Origin of the sequence: Microbulbifer epialgicus (assembly GCF_041447265.1) — a bacterium.
Lineage (GTDB): Bacteria > Pseudomonadota > Gammaproteobacteria > Pseudomonadales > Cellvibrionaceae > Microbulbifer > Microbulbifer epialgicus.
In genome coordinates this window covers 52069-69825 of the sequence record NZ_JBGMEK010000024.1, presented here as the reverse complement: position 1 = coordinate 69825, position 17757 = coordinate 52069, and the positions used below count along the sequence as shown (strand labels likewise).

Sequence of the window (17757 nt, the reverse complement as noted above, 5' to 3'; positions counted from 1 at the left end):
ATCGGCGAGCTGCTGCCACATAACTGGGCACCTGCTGCCAAGGTGTGATGGCCGGACGCTTACACTTCGGGGTGGAAAATAGGTCGATATAAGAGTAAAGAAAAAGAATTAGTAACTCCACTCTGCATTTGCCAAGGGAGAACTATTAAGCAGATACCGACGCTCCTGCCAATCGGGCAAGTACGAATCCATTAAAGCTCGGAACCTATCATTGTGATGGCGTTCGAACAAATGCACGAGCTCGTGAACTAGAATAAATTCCAAGCACTCCAATGGTTTCTGAGCAAGCTCTAGGTTAAGCCAAATACGGCGTGCCTCGATATTACAGCTGCCCCACATGGTTTTCATTCGCTTAATGCGCCAATCACAGCCTTCCAGCCCCATTTCATCCAGCCAGCGGGGCAGTAGTTGGCTAACCTCAGCTTTAAGGGTCTTGCGATACCAGTCTTCAAGTACTTTCTTTCGCCCAAGGTGACTAGTACCTGGGTTCACCCGAAGTTCCAGCTTACTCTTGCCTGAAATATGAATCTCATGGCGCCCTCGACGCTCAACCACTGCCAGTCGATAACGTTTTCCAAAAGAGTAGTGACTCTCGCCACTGACCATTTCGCGTTCCGACTGGCGGGGCTGATCAAGAAAACTACGCTGCTGTTTTTTAATCCAGGGGATACGCGGTACTATCGCACGTCGAATAGCAATATCAGATAAATGTTCAGGCGCGGACACACGCACTGCCCCCTCAGGCGGCAATACACTGATATGCAGGTTCTTAATCGCCTTACGGTTTATCGTAATCGCTAGGCTACCAACCTGCATATTGATCGTGTCAGGTCGGTTCACTGATACTCCACTTGGGCTTTGACCAGTTCCATCACTTTATCCACATCAACGCCATAACCAGCTGACTTTTCTCTAATGGCGTTCGCCACTTCGCGCTCCTTAAAGCGGTCTCCTACCCACTCATCCTTTTTGGTATCGCGGATAGCGGTATCAATTTTAGTGGCGAGATTCTCATTTTTACCCAGGTTATCATAGAGCGCTCGTTTAGCAGGGGTATCCATCGATGTCGGATACTTGGTTTCATCTGGCTTTAATACATCCTTTGCTAGCACCCTTACCTTCTCAAGATATTCCTGATAATCCAAAGCTTGTTTGCGCCGCTGCTCAATCAGCTCTTCCAGCAGCTCAGACATTTTCTCGTAATATTTGGGGTTGACCGGGTTCTCATCCACAATTTTCTTGCGGATATTGTTTTCAATGGTCTCGGCCATTGCTACCTTGTCTTTACGGATATCCTCTGGCAACTTCTCAAGCCCATCGGCACCGCGATTAACAATTAACTCGATTAGCCCTAACTCCTCGAAGTCCATTAGTGTCTCGCTGTGATCGGCCTGGATATACATATCCAGCAAATGGCGCATACCCGGCTCATAGCGCTTCATCTCAACCAGATCACCACTGGCCAGCTTAATCTCATCGCGGACCTTCTCGAAATAGGTCACTTCCTTTTTGATTTTGCTTGCTTGTACAGAGGAGTAACCCGCATCCTGCATCTCGCAGGCGATATTGCCATAGGCCCTTAGTAACTTGGCAACACTTTGATATAGCGTCAGGCGCAGAGCCTCTTTCTCAGTGCGCTCATCGGCAGACTGTTTATCGTCGCCACAGAAGTAGTGGATATAATCAGCGGTATTACGTGGAGCCTTAACCGGCTCACATAATGCTCTCACCATTTCCAGCGCATCATCCAGATCCTTGCTCGCCTCTGACAAACGGTCTTTTAGCAATCCGGTAACATCTTCCTTGTCATATCCCTCAAAGGCCTCTGACGTATAGTTTTGGATAGATTTTTCCAGAGATCTGAATAGATCCTTATAGTCGATAATATAGCCGTAAGTCTTATCGTCGCCGTCCAAACGATTCACTCGGCAGATAGCCTGAAATAAATTGTGATCTGCCATCTTCTTATCGATATAAAGATAGGTAGCGGAAGGCGCATCAAAACCAGTGAGCAATTTATCCACCACAATCAAAAGACGCATCTGCCCCGGCTCTTCCTTAAAGCGCCTCTTAACTTCTTTCTCAAATTCCTCTGAACGGCTTGCCGCCTGCTCCTCCGGTTGCTCAAAAAAATCCGCCAGCATCTTGCGATAAACATCGTACTTGAAGAGCTTCTCCGTCAGACCCTCACCAGTCTCTTCACCTTTAATAGCTGCTGCGGTAGGCTTATAGCTGGTAACAATAGCGCACTGACCAGCAAGCGTACTGCCGTTGAACAATTCAAAAACCTTACACGCCTGATACACACTGGCACACACCAGCATGGCATTGCCTCGGCCATCCATTAACCGGGGCTTGGTCTCCATATCCATTAAAATATCATTGACTATCTGCTCCAGTCTCGACTTGCTGGAAAGCAGTTTCTGCATCGTGCCCCATTTTTGTTTTAGTGCTGTCTTACCCAGAGGGCTCAAATCTTTGGTTCTCACCTCAAACCAGTCGTCAACTTTCTTTTGTGAAGTGATACGCTGATCAATATCCCGCGCCTCGTAACGCAGATCCAACACCACTTTATCCTCAACCGCCTCATCGAATTTATAGGCGTGGATAAAAGGGCCAAATACTTCAAGGGATTTTTTCTTATCAGCCCTTATCAGCGGCGTACCGGTAAAGCCAATAAACATGGCTTCCGGCAGGATCTTCTTCATCGCCTTGTGCAGCTTGCCAGACTGTGTGCGGTGGCATTCATCCACAAAAACATAAAGATCCCCTTTGGGGGCAAAGTCATTAGACAGGCTCCCGGCCACCTCCTTAATAAAGTTATCAGTGGCTTTATCTTTTTCTTCCTCGGTATCCTCTTCGCCATTTCGACCAAATTTGTGCACTAACGAGCATACAAGCCAGGGACTCGGGTCATTGAGGGTAGCGATCAGATCGGCGCCGTTCTTGGTTCGATAGATATTCTCATCAACACCATTAAAGACCGCTTCTATCTGTTCATCGAGCTCGGTGCGGTCGGTAACAATCAACACCCGCGAATCTTTAACCTGCTCCCGAATCCACTTGGCCAGCCACACCATTGTCAGGCTCTTACCGGAGCCCTGGGTATGCCAGATAATGCCGCCTTCGCGCCTATGGACATGTCTGTGCGCCGCCTGCACACCGAAGTACTGATTATGGCGAGCGGTTTTTTTGACTCCTGCATCGAAGACAAGAAAGTCGTGAATCAACTCCAGAAAACGCCGTTTGTTACATATCAGGCTGAGATGGAAATCGAGTGGGTTGGAATAAGGATTGGTCACATCCTCTTTCCATTCCAGATAATACTTCTCTGCCGTTTCTATGGTGCCGTAGCGTAAACCCTGGGTATCGTTCCCTGCCATCACCAGCTGCATAGTGGTAAAGAAATTTCGGATAAAGTCTTTCTTCTGATTGTCCAGATTTTGGCGTATACCCTCGGACACCCCCACAGAAGAGCGCTTTAGCTCAAGTACCCCCAGCGCAATTCCATTAACATACAAAACAATATCCGGGCGTTTCCTATTCTCACCTTTAATCGACACCTCTTCGGCTATAGCGAAGTCATTAGCCTCCGGGTTTTCCCAATCGATTAACCATACGGTTTGATTCGTTTCACCGGCCCCTTCCTTGTCTTTAACCCCGTAGCGGAGCAAGCTGTAGACATCTTTATTGGCGTAATAGAGTTTTTTACCCTCACCCAGGGCGGCGGCAGCTTCCAGTTGATACAGCACCCTCGCAATTAACGCTTCGCTGGTACCACGCTCACGCAGCCAGGACGACAGAATTTCCAGCTCCACATTGCGATTGTTGTCGCGCTTTTCCCAATTACCTAGGTAGCGATAATTGAGTTCTTCCTGAAAAAGTTTAATCACCCGCTGCTGGGTCAATCGCTCTCGCTGTCCAACGTTACTCATTCAAATTCCCTTATTGAATTTCTGGTGAAAAGGGTTAGCTATAGCTTACTCATCTTTACCTGCGTACCAGCCCCCAGAGCCCTCACACATATTACAGCCAGAAAAGTAACTCATTTCCATATCACCCGTATTTTTTTCATTACACCACTCACAAGCTTCAAGGCTACAGTCCGTAAAATCAGTCAGGCAACATGCACAAATCCACTCTTGATTAGTAGTATTAACCACTGTGTGGTGGCTGTCACAATCAGAACAATTTGCAACTCCCCACCCGAAGTCACCTTCCTCTTTTGCTGCAGAATACGCAGCATTGTCATCAAGTAGAATTTCAGCAAGCTGCTTGGGTTCGTAGTGTTTCTTACAATTTGAACATGAAGAATACCCTTCGGAAGCAAAAGTCACTATGTGGTCACACGATTCACACTTAATGTTGATCTCTGTTTCCTTCAACCCACACACTAAACATTCTGACTGGAATAGCTCATGCAAGTCATTACTTTTAGATTGGGCCTGAAAACCACACGATGGACATTTATCAAACCTTTCTCCAGCAGCTATCTTCGCTTCAATTTCTGCTTTAAGTTCATCATAAATAACCTGCAAGAAACTATGTAAATCTCGAAGCTGCGTATCCACCTGGGATATAGCCTCTTCCCAATCAGTAAAGGTGCTACCCCACCTATTCATTAGGAGCGAGTGCAAGTAATGCCACGCCTTTAACTGTTGTTTAACAACAGACTGACGAAAAGTAGTATTCCCCGCCTCATCTCCGTGATCCTTGTGGTAAAAGTGAACGATTTTATTCCGATGCCTACCGACAGACTTAAAAGCATCTAGCTCTTCTTTAGTGAGTGGACTTTTTACCGCTTTGTCCAATTTGATGGCAGCCTCACCTAATGTAACGGACTGGAAGTCACCTACAATAAATTTATCCCAATCTGGATCTTGCTTTTTGCTAATTACTAAAGTCCAGTGATCAGCGAGAAGACGTGCTTTGAGAAATAACTCAACTGCTGAGTAGAAGTGAATTACAGAATACTTCGGATTGTTCTCTACTTCTAATGCTGCAGTACTTAAAAAGTCGAGTGCATTTTCGATAAGCCGGCTAAAGATTTCTTCATTATTCACTATTACTCTCCATGGGATATTGCTTTCTGCTCACTAACTTTCAGTCCTTTTTCACATTTACTATCGCCGTGACTCCACCCCCTCACTCTCTATTGTTGTCAGCGCATCCTCGGGAACAAAAATCCAACCCTCACCAGCTGGCGTATCCACATCTGCGGGGCAGAGGGCATTTGATTTATAGTGAAATAACCAAGCCACTAGGGCGCAGAGCAGAGCATCGCGCTTGTCTTCATGATTAATACCAAAACTGAAGCCAGCCATTTCCCACGGGTCCACCTGTTGACCGGCTGGTGCCGTGCGATAGCTGCTAAGCAATTCATGCATTAATGGCGAGGGCTTACAGGCAGCTGGGTAGGCTTCAATCGCGTTCAGCCCACCGCCGCTAGTCCAGACTCCGGTATTTGGATTTTCTGGGGCAAAGCGGGCCAGTACGTGTATCCCCTTGGTGGCTTGGCTGCCGATCATATCCTTGATCGGCGATAGCGGCTTTAATCCACGCTGAAATAAAAAGCGCTCGGTATGGCGGAATAGATAGGGGTTAGTATTCCAGTATTCAATGGGCCCGGCTACAGACTCGCCGGAAATTAACTGCCGAAATGCTTGCGAAAAGCCCAATGGAGTATCGATGGCCAATACGACCGGTGGTATATCGGCGGTAGTCTCAATCTTGCAACAATCCAGCAGTGCCCGAATCCATTCCTGGGTATTACCAGCCTCGTTAATCGCTTTGCGCAAGTTGCCGCGCCAGGGCTGGCCGAGGATAGTGCGCTCACTATCCAGCACCACCAGTGCATCGCGACTATTGGCATTGCGGTCACAATTCCAACCGCCGACATCCCAGCCGATAAATAGTGGGGCAGCTTGCTTAGTAGCCATCATTACGCGGTAACTGCTTCCGACTGTAGCAGGCGGATCCTGCCGGTAAGTAATTGTTGCATCATGCCCTGTTTAATGTGCTGCGCCTTGAGTAATCTCTGATTTATTACTCGAATTTCCTCATCAAATTCTGAAATGACTTGGGAGATAGCTCTCTGCTCTTCATGCAAATTCGGCAACTTAACTCTTATACTACTTAATGCATTAGCGCTGATATGCACCACTGCATCACCTTGACCCAGGCTCGATTTCTGAGTAATCACTTCACTCGAATTAAGGCAATAACCAAGGAAAGCTGAGTCACAGCCTCGGGGGGACAGAATTACAATATCTCCACCGGCATATGCTTCAATTTCTGAAACAAGAGCAGCAGCTTTCCCAATTTCCTCCTTGGTTTCTCCTGATCCAGCAAACAGTATATCCCCCTTAAGTAGCCTTTTAGCTGATGTAGCTACTGAACGAGAAATAAAGGATGAAAATTGTCTGATGACATTGTGATGCAGTGTGTATAGCTCACCGTATCTGATACACGGGATATCACCACTATGTGCTTCCGCCTTGTTAACTCCGCTTCCCTTCGAAAATTGGCCAACACTACCCAAAGTCACGAGGCTCCAATCCTCTGGAATCTCCCCCAACTCACTCTGCTTGGCGCCTTTAGGTGTGCCATCTGGGTGCTTGGCAAACTGTGGCAGGCGGATCTTGCCAGTCAGCAGCTGCTGCATGGTCGCAGTTTTGATAGCTTGTTTTTTGGCGATTAGTTTTTCTAGGCTTTCAATAAGGGAATCAGTATCAGATAAAACGTTAGCTATGGCCACCTGCTCAGAGTATGAATGCTTAACATCCAAATCATAATTTTTGATAGACTCTAAAGGGATTCGTCGGTGCCCTGCACTACCAACCATCAAGTTTTCTAACGTAGACCTAAATTTCTTAGTTTTTGTCACGTAGTAAATATAAATTGGGCTAGCCTTATCAGCAGCCCTAAGGACATGAAACTCTGTGCTACCAAATCCAATTTTTGTCTTTAAACAGTCTGTCCGAGCTCCTTTTCCATTTTCAAAACACGGCGTGATCTTGGCGACAAGAACGTCACCTCTTTCAAAGTAGGTGAGCCCCGGCTTTATAGTTTTTAACTCCTTAACAACAGAGTTTCTGATCTTCGCATTCTCATCGACGTCCTGCATAGTAAGAACAGTTACCAACTCACTACTTTTGATGCCTTGCTTCGGAAGGTGCTCAATTAACAACTCCTTTAGTTTTTGAGTCATACTTACCACTCCAACCCCATCACTCGCAGATGCCCATTTACTTTGTTACTTAAACTTTCTACCTGCTCAGTCAGTTGCGGCAGCGGATCGTGATAGCGCTCTTCCAACTCTTTTAAGCGGTTTGCCAGCTGCTGAGTCACTCGCTCAATTTCCGACTGAATAGCAGCTTCAAGACTAGTTAACCACTTATCGTCGATCAGTAGCGCCTGGATATCCTCCTCAGCTAACTGGCCATATTGGGCCAGTACTCGCTTATCCAATTCTTCTTTCGCTTCTTTATGGGCTTTTTTAGCTGTAGCTTCCGCATTGAACAGTTTCTTCGCCTGCTTAAGAGCCTGTTCCTCTTCGTAATCAAAAATCCCCTTCAAACGCGCGGTAACGCTGGCCTTGGTGATTTTGTCTTTTTCGTTAATAGCCGCACTCAGCAGGCCGTCCTCACTGCCGTGCTCCTCCAAGTAGCTCTCCAGCTCGGCAGTGGCTTCGTCCAGCACACCCTGCGCGGCATTGACTTCGGCCAGCTGTTGGCTGGCAAAGCGCTCGGCAATCAATTGTGGCGGTATCGCATCGGCCTTGTATTTGGTTTTATTGACGATCAGATCTGGGGTTTCCTGCAGCTTCTCCCCCTTCTTAGGTACTAGCACGCGCAACTGTGCAGCGGCCGGCCAGCCCCCCTGGGTGATCAGGTACACATCGTCCTGCATAGTCTCCGCCCAGTAGTCCATCAGAATCTGGTAGACGTCGTAGCGGCTGAGCAGCGGCACCGGTATATAGGCCTCCAGCAGCGCCTCGGAGATTTCGTGAATAAATACCTTGGGCTTGTCACCCTCTTGCAGCTCTTCAAAGGGCTGCTTTTCTGTCCACTGGGTAAAGGGTGCCAGTGCCTGATCGCGAAAAGCGGTAAATTCTGGGTGCGCCAGCAGGGTACTCTTCACCTGGCCGGGCTCCACCAGGGCCTGGCTGTAGCCATCGCGCCCCTTGTCATGCAGCGATGAAAACAGGGTCTGGCGCAGGGTCGGAAATACTTCCCAGAAAGCGCTGAGCTGGTCCAGATCAGCATTGGGGATACCGCCTTGCAGGTGAGCGCTGAGATCGTGCAGGTCCTCCGGCTCGGAGGCGTCGATATAGCGCGGAATATTCAGGTTGTAGTCGTTTGCAGCAATCTCACTGAGCGGTACCAGCCGGCTGTAGTGATCCAGCTCAGTCTGCTTGGTGAACACATCGACCACCTTGTGGATATCCTGGCTACGCAGGCGGTTCTTGTTACCGTCCTTAATAAAGCCTTTGCTTGCATCCACCATAAAGATGCTGTCGCGGCCCTGGGCCTGCGCCTTGTCCACCACAATAATGCAAGCAGGAATGCCGGTGCCGTAGAAGAGATTGGCCGGTAAGCCGATAATCCCCTTGATATAACCCTGCCTAATCAGGTTCTCGCGGATACGCGCTTCGGCGTTGCCACGGAACAACACCCCGTGAGGCAAAATCACCGCGCCCTTACCGGTGCTCTTCAGTGAGGTGAGGATATGCAATAGGAAGGCGTAGTCGCCATTCTTCTCCGGCGGCACACCCCAGGTAAAGCGGTTGAACTCGTCTTGCTCCGGGTTGAGGCCGTTGCTCCAGTTTTTATTGGAAAACGGTGGGTTGGCCACGGCGAAGTCGAAGGTTTTAAGCCGGCCATTTGCCTCTTTCCATTGCGGTTCGGAAAGGGTGTTACCTTTCCAGATCTTGGCAGTGGCATTGTTGTGCAGAATCATATTCATGCGTGACAGGGCGCTGGTGGCATTGTCCATCTCCTGGCCGAAGATCGACAGACCGCGCGGGGCCTCATCGCTGGCCTTCAGCAACAGGGAGCCGGAACCACACGTAGGATCGTAAACACTCGCATCCTGCGGTGTATCGCTGGTGATACCCACCACCTTGGCCAAAATACGGGAGACCTCTGAGGGCGTATAGAATTGGCCCTTACTCTTGCCGGACTCGGTGGCGAAGTGACGCATCAGGTATTCATAGGCATCACCCAGCAGGTCATCGCCGTCGGCGTGGTTGGCGGATAGGTCCAGCCCTTCGAACAAGCCGATCAGCTTGGATAGGCGGTCCACCATATCCTTGCCTTTGCCGAGCTTGTCCTCATCGTTAAAGTCGGCCACATCGATCACGCCCTTGAGGTCATTTTCCTCCGCTAGGGCGCTGATAATCTTGTTCAGCTTATCACCAACTTCTTTATCGCCCTTGAGGGCAACCATATCCTCAAAGCTGGCACCGACGGGTACCACAATCATGCCGTAGGGGTCGCCCTTGTACTTGTCGGATACGTACTTCATAAACAGCAGGGTGAGTACATAGTCCTTGTATTGGCTGGCATCCATGCCACCGCGCAACTGGTCACAGCTGGCCCAGAGGGAGGAGTAGAGAGCGGTCTTCTTAATGGCCATTAAGCGGTAATTCCTAAGTATTCTTTAAAAGTATTCGTTGTCGTTGAGCGCTCTGAGCGCAGCCGTTTACAATTGCTCAGTATTTAACCCGGCGGCCTTCAGGCGTTGGGTGAGGTTACGCATCTTGCTGAACTCAGTAGCAAAGCTCTGCCGCAGGCCCACGCCCTCACAGAACTCCTTGGAGGTGATTTTCTGCAGCTGATCGGCGTACTTGATCATCTGCAGGTGCAGCTCTTGGGTGTACTGGTTGCGGGGAGCTGCCTCTAAGGCGGTACGGATTTGTTGGTAGATTTCGGGTTCGTTCATGTCCGGATTCGATAATGTAAAAGCAGCTAGCTAATCTAGCTAAATTAGCTAGATTAGCCAAGGTACAAAACTGGCTAATTTATCGGCTATTAAAGGTAGTGAAGGCTTTCCTATATCGCACAAGTATTGGCCTCAGTACCCTATTTTGGTGTTGCGTGACAGAATTATGATCGCTGAGGCGGTGGCTACATCGATAAGTAACCAACCTTAGAAGAACTTTACTGAGTAAAATGGCTCATCACAGGCTAGTTTCTGATCAGTTGCCATAGTTGATGAAACACTCTGCTGCCCTCCTCTTATCCTGCCTAAGCTCATTGAGTTTGTTGATTTATTACTTTCCCTCTATGAACTTTTGATTTGAAATACTGAGGGTTGGCATTGATCAATTAGCTGATCGATTAAAGTTACTTTTAACTTGATTTTAATTGGCGGCTAGCTTTATAAGAGCAATATAAAAAGGAATTGAATTAGCAGGATAGCGGAAGCAATGACTAAGCAATACATCCACCAGTTTAGAACTATGGAGGACCTTCGGGAAATCATTAAAGAATTTCAGGGGTTCGTTGCCCGACCTACTGTTGGAGAAAACCATCCCACACTGTATGACCCGGAGAATACTCCCCCTGGAGAGAAGCTGGTACAGGGGCTTAGAGTAAAAGATTGGTACCTATCTCCCGACTATCAATGGGTTTTGCCCCATCCGCAAATGGGCCTTTCATTTTCTTCAAACTGGCAACACTTAAAGGGTCTGCATAAAATGATGCAGAAACACAACCCTAGTACGGCAGTACATGTTTACTGGGTATTGGAGGCAGCGGACATTCCTCCAGGCTTGAAGTTTGTGCCAGATAAAAAGAAGAAAGGACATCACTTCCTTACTGTTACCGATAAAATGCTAGTGCACCAGCTAGTGGAAAAATTAAATTGGATAGCAGACCGAATGTCGGTCATTAAAGATGCAGGTTTCACACTATGATCGAATATAGATATCCAGAAGAAAAAATCGTCGCGATATATTTTGCCGAAATCCTGGAAGATATTAAGGCCAGCGAGATTATCGAACGTGGATACGTTTCCTCTGCAGAAGAAGCCACTCATCTAAGTAAATTCTTCTGGGCCATGATTGAGAAATCGGCCCAGGGTGTAGAAATCCCCTGCGAGGGAAGCTCTGAATACTGGACTGAGAAGCTTTACAACACTCTCGGCGGCTACCTGGAAGAAGCAGGCTATGAAAAGCAGTGGGATGACGAAGTGGATAATGCGTAAAATCCTATTCCAGAAAATAAAATTCTTTATTTTATGAGTACTGAAAGCTTCAAACTGAAAACTCTCTTCAATATGGGCAACTGGGTTTAACCTTTATAAATAAAGATGAAAATTCAGGCGCCCAAATAATCTTATTGGATTTTATTCAGTTTTCTTCAGCGTCAAAGCTGCGTAGAATCGAAAGATATTTATCAAGATTCTGGGCACTGATTAAACTGGCTTCTACAAGCCAACCGCCCAGGATAAAACAAGAACATCAAGAGTTGTATAAAAGACCCATTCCCCAAAGGAGAACGGTAGCGTGACGTAAGAGTAAGTAAAAGGCGCTGACCCAAGGTGCGGCAACACCCGGGGCCAGCTAACCAAATTGATACCATAGTTATCAAAGTGGCTCCATGAATGGTACGCTAGAAACCCGCTCGTCTTCAATAAAAGGTTGCAAATTCAGTAACCTGAGGCGATTCCCCAAGCACAGGGAGTCTAGCGCCCGCCTTTTCTTCTTTTACGCCTACCGTTCTCGCGCCCCTCCTAATGCCTGCAACCGATATTACTTTCCTGGCCTTCCCGTTGCGGGAGGTACGCCAATGCTTTGCGTCTCATTAGGAAACCAATATGTTGATTTTAAACCGCCGTACTGGCGAGAACCTCAGGATTGGGGAAAACGTCTCAATCACAATATTAGAAGTTAAGGGTAATCAGGTGCGGGTAGGCATAATCGCTCCAAGGTCCTTACCGGTTCACCGAGAAGAAATTTATAGAAGAATCAAAAGACAACAGGGGCAAGACAACGGGGGGATAAAAAAACAGATTCTCCTAGTAGAATGAGTCCTAACAATCCTGCTTAGGCCCTACTGCTCCAAGGACGATAACAACCGCAACCCTTGTATAATCGAACAATCTGTCCAGCATTTAGGGTTTCCCTATTCCAAAGGTCCTAAATGCTGGACAGAAAACTTTAACAGCGCCTAGGCAATGTTAATTAATGTAACAATTTAGCCGGCTGTACCACTTAATGCAGAAGATACAAAAACCGGCAAAATACGTTGTTCAATCAAGCCCAGAGTTTTTTCTTCATCGCCGCGGCCGGTGATAGCTATCACCAAATCCAGGTCTTCGATGGATATCACATACTGGCCACCACCGCCCCAGCCAAATTTCGCTAGGTATTTCTTGTCGCCAACCTTCAGAGGGGTTCGCCAGAAGAAGTAGCCGTAGGAAAAATTGGTGTAGTCGAACTCATCATCTGTAGGTACAGCTACCTTTCCAGTGGCCTTGGTGATAAACGCTTCCGGAATCAGCTGGTGGCCATTCCATTTGCCATTATTGAGTACCAATGTACCCCACTTAACCATACTACGAGATGTCATCATGGCTCTTGACCCTGCCTGGGGCACCCCACTAACGGCTTCCTTCCAGTGATAGCTATCGATCCCCATCTTCTCTAGCAGCTCTTTTTTAATAAAGTCGCTGGCGGAGCCGGGAACTACAGCATCCAGAACCAGCATTGCAATCATTGGGTCTGAGCCTTGATATAAGTAAGTTTGCGAATCAGAAGTGATCGGCTTACTGTAACTTAGATAGATTTGGGCTAGCTTTTTCCCGGTTAACTGCTCAGGTTTTTCTAGTAAGGCATCGAGTTTTTCCTCTGCAATACGGATTCCTGACTGCATGCTCATGGCATGATTTAGTGTGACAAGGTCTGCGCCTTTAGCAAGCTGCTTCCTATCCAATCCTTTCAGGAAGGAAGTGACAGGCTTGTCCAAGTCTTCCATGGTCAAATACCCTAACTGTATCGCCCTCCCAATTGCCAGGGCTGTATAGGCCTTGGTGGCAGACGCTTGTGGGTGAGGAAAATTGACACGACCAAGGGAATAGTAGGATTCAAAAACCAGTTTGTTGTTTTGAGCAATTAGTAGGCTATCGTAAGGTGTATGTTGGTTATCAGCTATTTCTAGTGCCAGCTGTTGCAAACTCTCCTTAGTTGTATCTATCTCACCAACAGGAATACCGTCTTTTCTATCCGCTGGAGCTGTATCAATAAATGCTTTTTTAAGCTTTGGTATTGATCTCTCCAGGCCTGTGAGGTCACTACCATAGTCGGCCATATTTATTTCTGGAGCATGCAAATCTCCTGCGCCCGCAGTGACGCTTATGCCATACATTAAGCCGATTGCGATTAGCTTTTTCATAATCATCTTAGATCCCAAATTTAATTTTTAATTAATAAGACTCGATATACTATTGACTAGTGTTTCAGCTTATCGGCAAGCCAATAAATACTGCGAACTGATGTCTTTGGGAATGCTGTAGTGTGATTCGCCGATTCGATAACTGCCGGCTCCAGAGTTAAGTTAGCCAATTCTTGGTCCTTTAACTCACTAACGAACCTTTCTACCGTAGCGCCCAGTTCCTTCTCTAATTCTCCGTAAGCAATAAATACGTTTGTTTGCTTGGGTATATCCATCAATGGTTTGTTAGGCTCTGATTCAAGTCGAGAATCCATATAAGTGCCTATCAATCTTGATGGGCTACCGATAATGTAGTTTTGAAAAGTATCCGGTTGGCTTATTAAGGCATAAACCCCAAAGAGCCCCCCGAATGAGTAACCGAAATAAGTACGGTTATCTGGATTTGCGCGGTAATTGCTTTCGATATACTTAATAACGTCATTTCTTATAAAGGCGAGATACTGATGGGCCTCTCCTTTATATGATTTTTTATCTTTTTTATTAGAGAGAACTGCCGGTTTAAAGTCCCGATATCGACTCGACCATTCTTTTTCAGCACCGGCCATATCCTTCTGCCAACTAATACCCACCAAAATGGCATCTTCTAGTGCGTATTCAGTAGTGGCAGATAGCATTTCAACCGCCCATAAAGCGTCTGTATAGTAAATAACCGGATGCTTATTAGTATCACTCTCCTCGTATTTTTCAGGCAGCTTAATAAACAGCTCGTATTCTCTATTATTGCTGGAGTCCTGAATGGGTATTATTTGGATTGTGGATAACTCCAGGGCCTTATGCTCACCTGCTTCAAGGGCAGCGATAGGTAGCAACAGGAGAAAGGCGACTAGTAAACGCTTTTTCATATCAGTATTTATACCGTTACATGTGATCGGAGAAGCGCTCAATCTAAACAAGGAGCCAGTGAAACACCTGAAGTGCTCCTGATTTTTCGATGACTTTCTACTGCTGGCATAAAGTGCTTATTTATCAATAGGTTACAAGGCGCGCTTTAGATGTAATCAGGGTTTATGCTAGTATCGATAGCAAAAATTCAGCTCAAATTTTGCTCAGGTAGATACATCAATGGCTTCACAATATTGGGTGGGTGACTTCTTTATTGATTTATCCAGAAACCAGATCACCCGACATGAGCAATCACAAACTATCCCCCCAAAAGCCCTTGCTGTCTTAACCCACTTGGCAAAGCATCAGCGAAAGGTAGTGAGCCAGGATGAGCTACTATCTAAGGTCTGGCCCGATACAATAGTCACACCAAATACGCTGCAAAGAAGTATTGCGCAACTTAGAAAAGCCTTGGGCGAGGATCGAAAGCAGCAGTCTTATATTAGAACCCATGCCAAACAAGGTTATAGCCTGGAATGTGATATTGTTTGGCAAGATGGTGATTCTATTCCACAGGATAAGACAGTATCGGAAGAAAACGCCCTCTCTCCTGCTCCCCCTGCACCCCCTGAGCCTGTAATAGATATACAACCAAGTAATCCGGATTATCAAACCCAGTCAGTTAAACCAAATAGATTCCCAATATTTGCGCTAATCGGGATGCTATTATTGATATTTGTTGGATTTAATTACTCTTCACCCAAGCAAAACGCTCAGCTTATATTTGATCGATTACAGGCAGTAACGGCTACGGATCACAAAGAGTTTGGCCCCTCATATTCACCTGATGGTGAATATATTATATTTAATCGTTATTTGGATAAGCTCTGTGTTAATAAAATCTGGGCCAGGAATATACATACTCAGCAGGAAACGGAATTAACTCCCGAATGGGGTACTTATGGCCGCCATACATTATCTCCGGATGGCAAAAAACTGGTATTTATTTCAGAAGAAGACTGTACCATACCGCTAACCCAGAATACCTGTTACAACCTGGTAAGCCTGGACTTCCAAGAGGCATTAGTAAGTCCGCAACAGCCAAGTGTATTAATGCGCTGTAAAAACTCGGCCATTAAGAATCCGGCATGGTTAAATAACAATGATCTCGCTATTTTGCATAAAGAGTCTGATCGTTGGCGGTTAATCAAATATTCCGTGAGTGATAACAGCAGTCAGGTACTTTATGACCTGGAAGAGGGAAACCTAGCCCACTTTGATTATTCAATCGATGACGATTTAATAGCCGTCACCAGCTATCATCAAGATGGCCGGCATTATATCGATATGCTGGATTCTAAGGGGGCGCTTTTAACCAGCCATCCGGTAGACTATCCAGATGAAATCCCTCAGCGCAGGACTATATCCCCTAACTTTTCGCCGCTTAAAGATGAGTTAATCTTTAGTACAGGGCGACGACTCTTCTCTCTCACTTATGATGGCAAGGTCAGTAGAATTCAGTTACCTCTGGACCAATCTGCCAGCTCTCCAGACTTTCATCCAGGTGGACATAGAGCACTGGTTATTAAAGGGCAATACGATAGTGATATTGCCTCGATACCGCTTAACCTGCCTGGGGCTAGCAGCACACCTTCAGAAGAGGATGTCAGCACAATTTACCCAAGCGCCACACGGTCGATTTCCGGGGAGGATGACGGTATTTTCCAACCCAATGGCAACTTGATTGCGTTTACCTCCAGGCGCTCTGGTGAAGACCAGGTGTGGGTAACTGATAGTAGTGATTTACGGCAGGTATCTCAGTTTCCAATCGATACCAATATCGACGGTATCCATTGGTCTGCCGATGGAGAAAGTATTCTGGTAAATGCCAATAATGAGCTCAATAAAATTTTCTTGGATGGCCGTGTAGAGGGCTTGCCCCTGAATGCGCCTGTTGATCAGCTCTTCCAGTGGGATAGTATCGATAATTCAGCGTTACTATCCTTGACGGTTAAAGGGATTACACAGTTTGCAGAAGTCGATTTAGATAGCCTTGAGACCAGGTTTATCAATGAAAAACCAGTTAGCTGGGCCCAAAGAGCTAAAGATGGCCGGTTGATCTATATAGATCATATGAACCGCTTCTGGCAACCTGGCGCCGCGGAAGACCAGCTTATCGAGAAGCTAACCGATCAAGGTAGCGAAAAGAGATTTGTTATCAAAGAGAGTGTGATTTACTCAATCAATCGAGACGACCAGCTGTGGTCATACAATCTCGACACCGATAACTTTTCCATTTTAGGGAACATGCATAGGGATATCGATTACTTGACCGATGTTAATCAAGAGCACCTGATGATTACCTATGTTGTTGCCGCTAAAAAGGAAGTGGCTGAGCTTTTCTTACGGCAATAGCATTACGACAATACACTCTTTTTATTTCTAAAAAAATAAGATGGTTTCCTAGAAACCATCTTACTATTCCATCACGATATAATACGGACTTCAATATTGCTAAAGCTCAATTAAAGAACTACATAGCTACGTAAATAATTTCATAAGCTGATCAACTACCCACAAATGGAGCTGGCTGTGATTAGATCGGCTATGCCATGCTGCAATGACTTCAAATTTTGGGGTCTGTGTATCCAGATTGAGAGGAATCACTTTCTTATTGGGCAACAATCTTGAGGGGTAAAAAGCAATTGTGTCAGTGGCAGCAATAATATCTGGTGCGGCTGAAAAGCAAGGTACTGACATTACGATATTGCGCTTTAGTCCTTGCATAGCAAACCATTCATCGTGAGACCCTCTCAAGTTCGGGCGAGAAGGCGAAATAATCAATTGTGGAAGCTCTGCTACGTCAGCCAAAGTCAATGACCTGCCCTTTAGAGGAGATTTTTTTCCTGCAATACAAACATGTTGCTCTTCAAATAACAGTTTGTAAGGCAAGTCATCCGGGATGAAATCAGGGAAAGTGAGCGCTAGATCGATCTCACCAGCCACCATTAACTGATTGAGATTATCTGTTTCAAAGTCCCTGACGATAACTTTAAGTTCCGGGGCACATTTACGGACAACCTCTAGTAGTTGGGGTAGTACCGATTGAATCGCATAGTCTGTGGCGCTAATGCTAAAAACCCCCTTATAGGTTGCCGGGTCAAAAGCTATTGGGGTCAGCAGTGACTCTATATCCTTTAAAATGCTGCTGATCCTACCGCCCAGTTGTTCGGCAATAGGAGTGGGCACCATGCCGTTGCCTTGCCTAATGAACAGACGGTCATCAAATACTTCCCTCAACTTACGCAGCTGTTCACTGATTGCTTGCTGAGTTAACCCTACCTTTTCCGCTACCCGCGATAGGTTTCTCTCTTGCAGTAGCGCTTCCAATATACGTAGCTGTTTCAGGTCTAACCGACTTATACCATTCATATTTGTAACCAGGACAAAGAGTAGTTGTTTCTAATTGTATCTT

The 17757-nt window shown here is 46.4% G+C and carries 14 protein-coding genes; 4 read left to right on the top strand and 10 right to left on the bottom strand.

The window, feature by feature from the left end:
• Window positions 1-108 precede the first annotated feature (108 nt).
• The 7 genes from ACCI49_RS12225 to ACCI49_RS12195 form a co-directional block, all read right to left on the bottom strand.
• Window positions 109-840, bottom strand: a complete 732-nt coding sequence (locus ACCI49_RS12225; protein WP_371839283.1) for a M48 family metallopeptidase — start codon at window positions 838-840, stop codon at window positions 109-111.
• Window positions 837-3935, bottom strand: coding sequence for a type I restriction endonuclease subunit R (locus ACCI49_RS12220; RefSeq protein WP_371839282.1), 3099 nt, complete (start codon window positions 3933-3935; stop codon window positions 837-839). The genes ACCI49_RS12225 and ACCI49_RS12220 overlap by 4 nt, the downstream gene beginning before the upstream one ends.
• A 45-nt stretch (window positions 3936-3980) precedes the next feature.
• On the bottom strand, window positions 3981-5063 hold the full coding sequence (locus tag ACCI49_RS12215; RefSeq protein WP_371839281.1) for a hypothetical protein: 1083 nt from the start codon (window positions 5061-5063) through the stop codon (window positions 3981-3983).
• A 60-nt stretch (window positions 5064-5123) separates the two neighbouring features.
• On the bottom strand, window positions 5124-5942 hold the full coding sequence (locus ACCI49_RS12210) for a hypothetical protein (protein ID WP_371839280.1): 819 nt from the start codon (window positions 5940-5942) through the stop codon (window positions 5124-5126).
• Window positions 5942-7210 carry a restriction endonuclease subunit S gene (locus tag ACCI49_RS12205; RefSeq protein ID WP_371839279.1) on the bottom strand — a complete coding sequence of 423 codons (1269 nt, stop codon included), beginning with the start codon at window positions 7208-7210 and terminating at the stop codon, window positions 5942-5944. Before ACCI49_RS12205 ends, ACCI49_RS12210 begins: the two co-directional genes overlap by 1 nt.
• 2 nt (window positions 7211-7212) lie before the next feature.
• Complete coding sequence (locus ACCI49_RS12200) at window positions 7213-9639, bottom strand: type I restriction-modification system subunit M (protein ID WP_371839277.1); 2427 nt, start codon at window positions 9637-9639, stop codon at window positions 7213-7215.
• A gap of 66 nt (window positions 9640-9705) precedes the next feature.
• The gene (locus ACCI49_RS12195) at window positions 9706-9945 is read right to left on the bottom strand and encodes an HTH-like domain-containing protein (RefSeq protein ID WP_371839276.1); all 240 of its coding nucleotides are present in this window, start codon (window positions 9943-9945) and stop codon (window positions 9706-9708) included.
• A 487-nt stretch (window positions 9946-10432) separates the two neighbouring features.
• Between ACCI49_RS12195 and ACCI49_RS12190 the strand changes: the two genes are divergently transcribed.
• From ACCI49_RS12190 to csrA, 3 genes are all read left to right on the top strand, one after another.
• Window positions 10433-10921, top strand: coding sequence for a hypothetical protein (locus tag ACCI49_RS12190; RefSeq protein ID WP_371839275.1), 489 nt, complete (start codon window positions 10433-10435; stop codon window positions 10919-10921).
• The gene (locus ACCI49_RS12185) at window positions 10918-11211 is read left to right on the top strand and encodes a hypothetical protein (RefSeq protein ID WP_371839274.1); all 294 of its coding nucleotides are present in this window, start codon (window positions 10918-10920) and stop codon (window positions 11209-11211) included. Before ACCI49_RS12190 ends, ACCI49_RS12185 begins: the two co-directional genes overlap by 4 nt.
• A gap of 612 nt (window positions 11212-11823) precedes the next feature.
• Complete coding sequence (csrA, locus tag ACCI49_RS12180; protein WP_371839273.1) at window positions 11824-12036, top strand: carbon storage regulator CsrA; 213 nt, start codon at window positions 11824-11826, stop codon at window positions 12034-12036.
• 167 nt (window positions 12037-12203) lie between these two features.
• Here the strand turns inward: csrA and ACCI49_RS12175 are convergent, their stop codons facing one another.
• Together ACCI49_RS12175 and ACCI49_RS12170 are read right to left on the bottom strand one after the other, a co-directional pair.
• A complete protein-coding gene (locus ACCI49_RS12175) occupies window positions 12204-13400 on the bottom strand; it encodes a serine hydrolase domain-containing protein (RefSeq protein ID WP_371839272.1) in 1197 nt (398 codons plus the stop codon).
• A 56-nt stretch (window positions 13401-13456) separates the two neighbouring features.
• Window positions 13457-14302 carry an alpha/beta hydrolase gene (locus tag ACCI49_RS12170; RefSeq protein ID WP_371839271.1) on the bottom strand — a complete coding sequence of 282 codons (846 nt, stop codon included), beginning with the start codon at window positions 14300-14302 and terminating at the stop codon, window positions 13457-13459.
• A 220-nt stretch (window positions 14303-14522) separates the two neighbouring features.
• Here ACCI49_RS12170 and ACCI49_RS12165 point away from each other — a divergent pair, with 220 nt between their 5' ends.
• Window positions 14523-16697, top strand: a complete 2175-nt coding sequence (locus ACCI49_RS12165) for a winged helix-turn-helix domain-containing protein (protein WP_371839270.1) — start codon at window positions 14523-14525, stop codon at window positions 16695-16697.
• A gap of 126 nt (window positions 16698-16823) precedes the next feature.
• Here the strand turns inward: ACCI49_RS12165 and ACCI49_RS12160 are convergent, their stop codons facing one another.
• Window positions 16824-17714 carry a LysR family transcriptional regulator gene (locus ACCI49_RS12160; protein WP_371839269.1) on the bottom strand — a complete coding sequence of 297 codons (891 nt, stop codon included), beginning with the start codon at window positions 17712-17714 and terminating at the stop codon, window positions 16824-16826.
• Window positions 17715-17757: the final 43 nt, after the last annotated feature.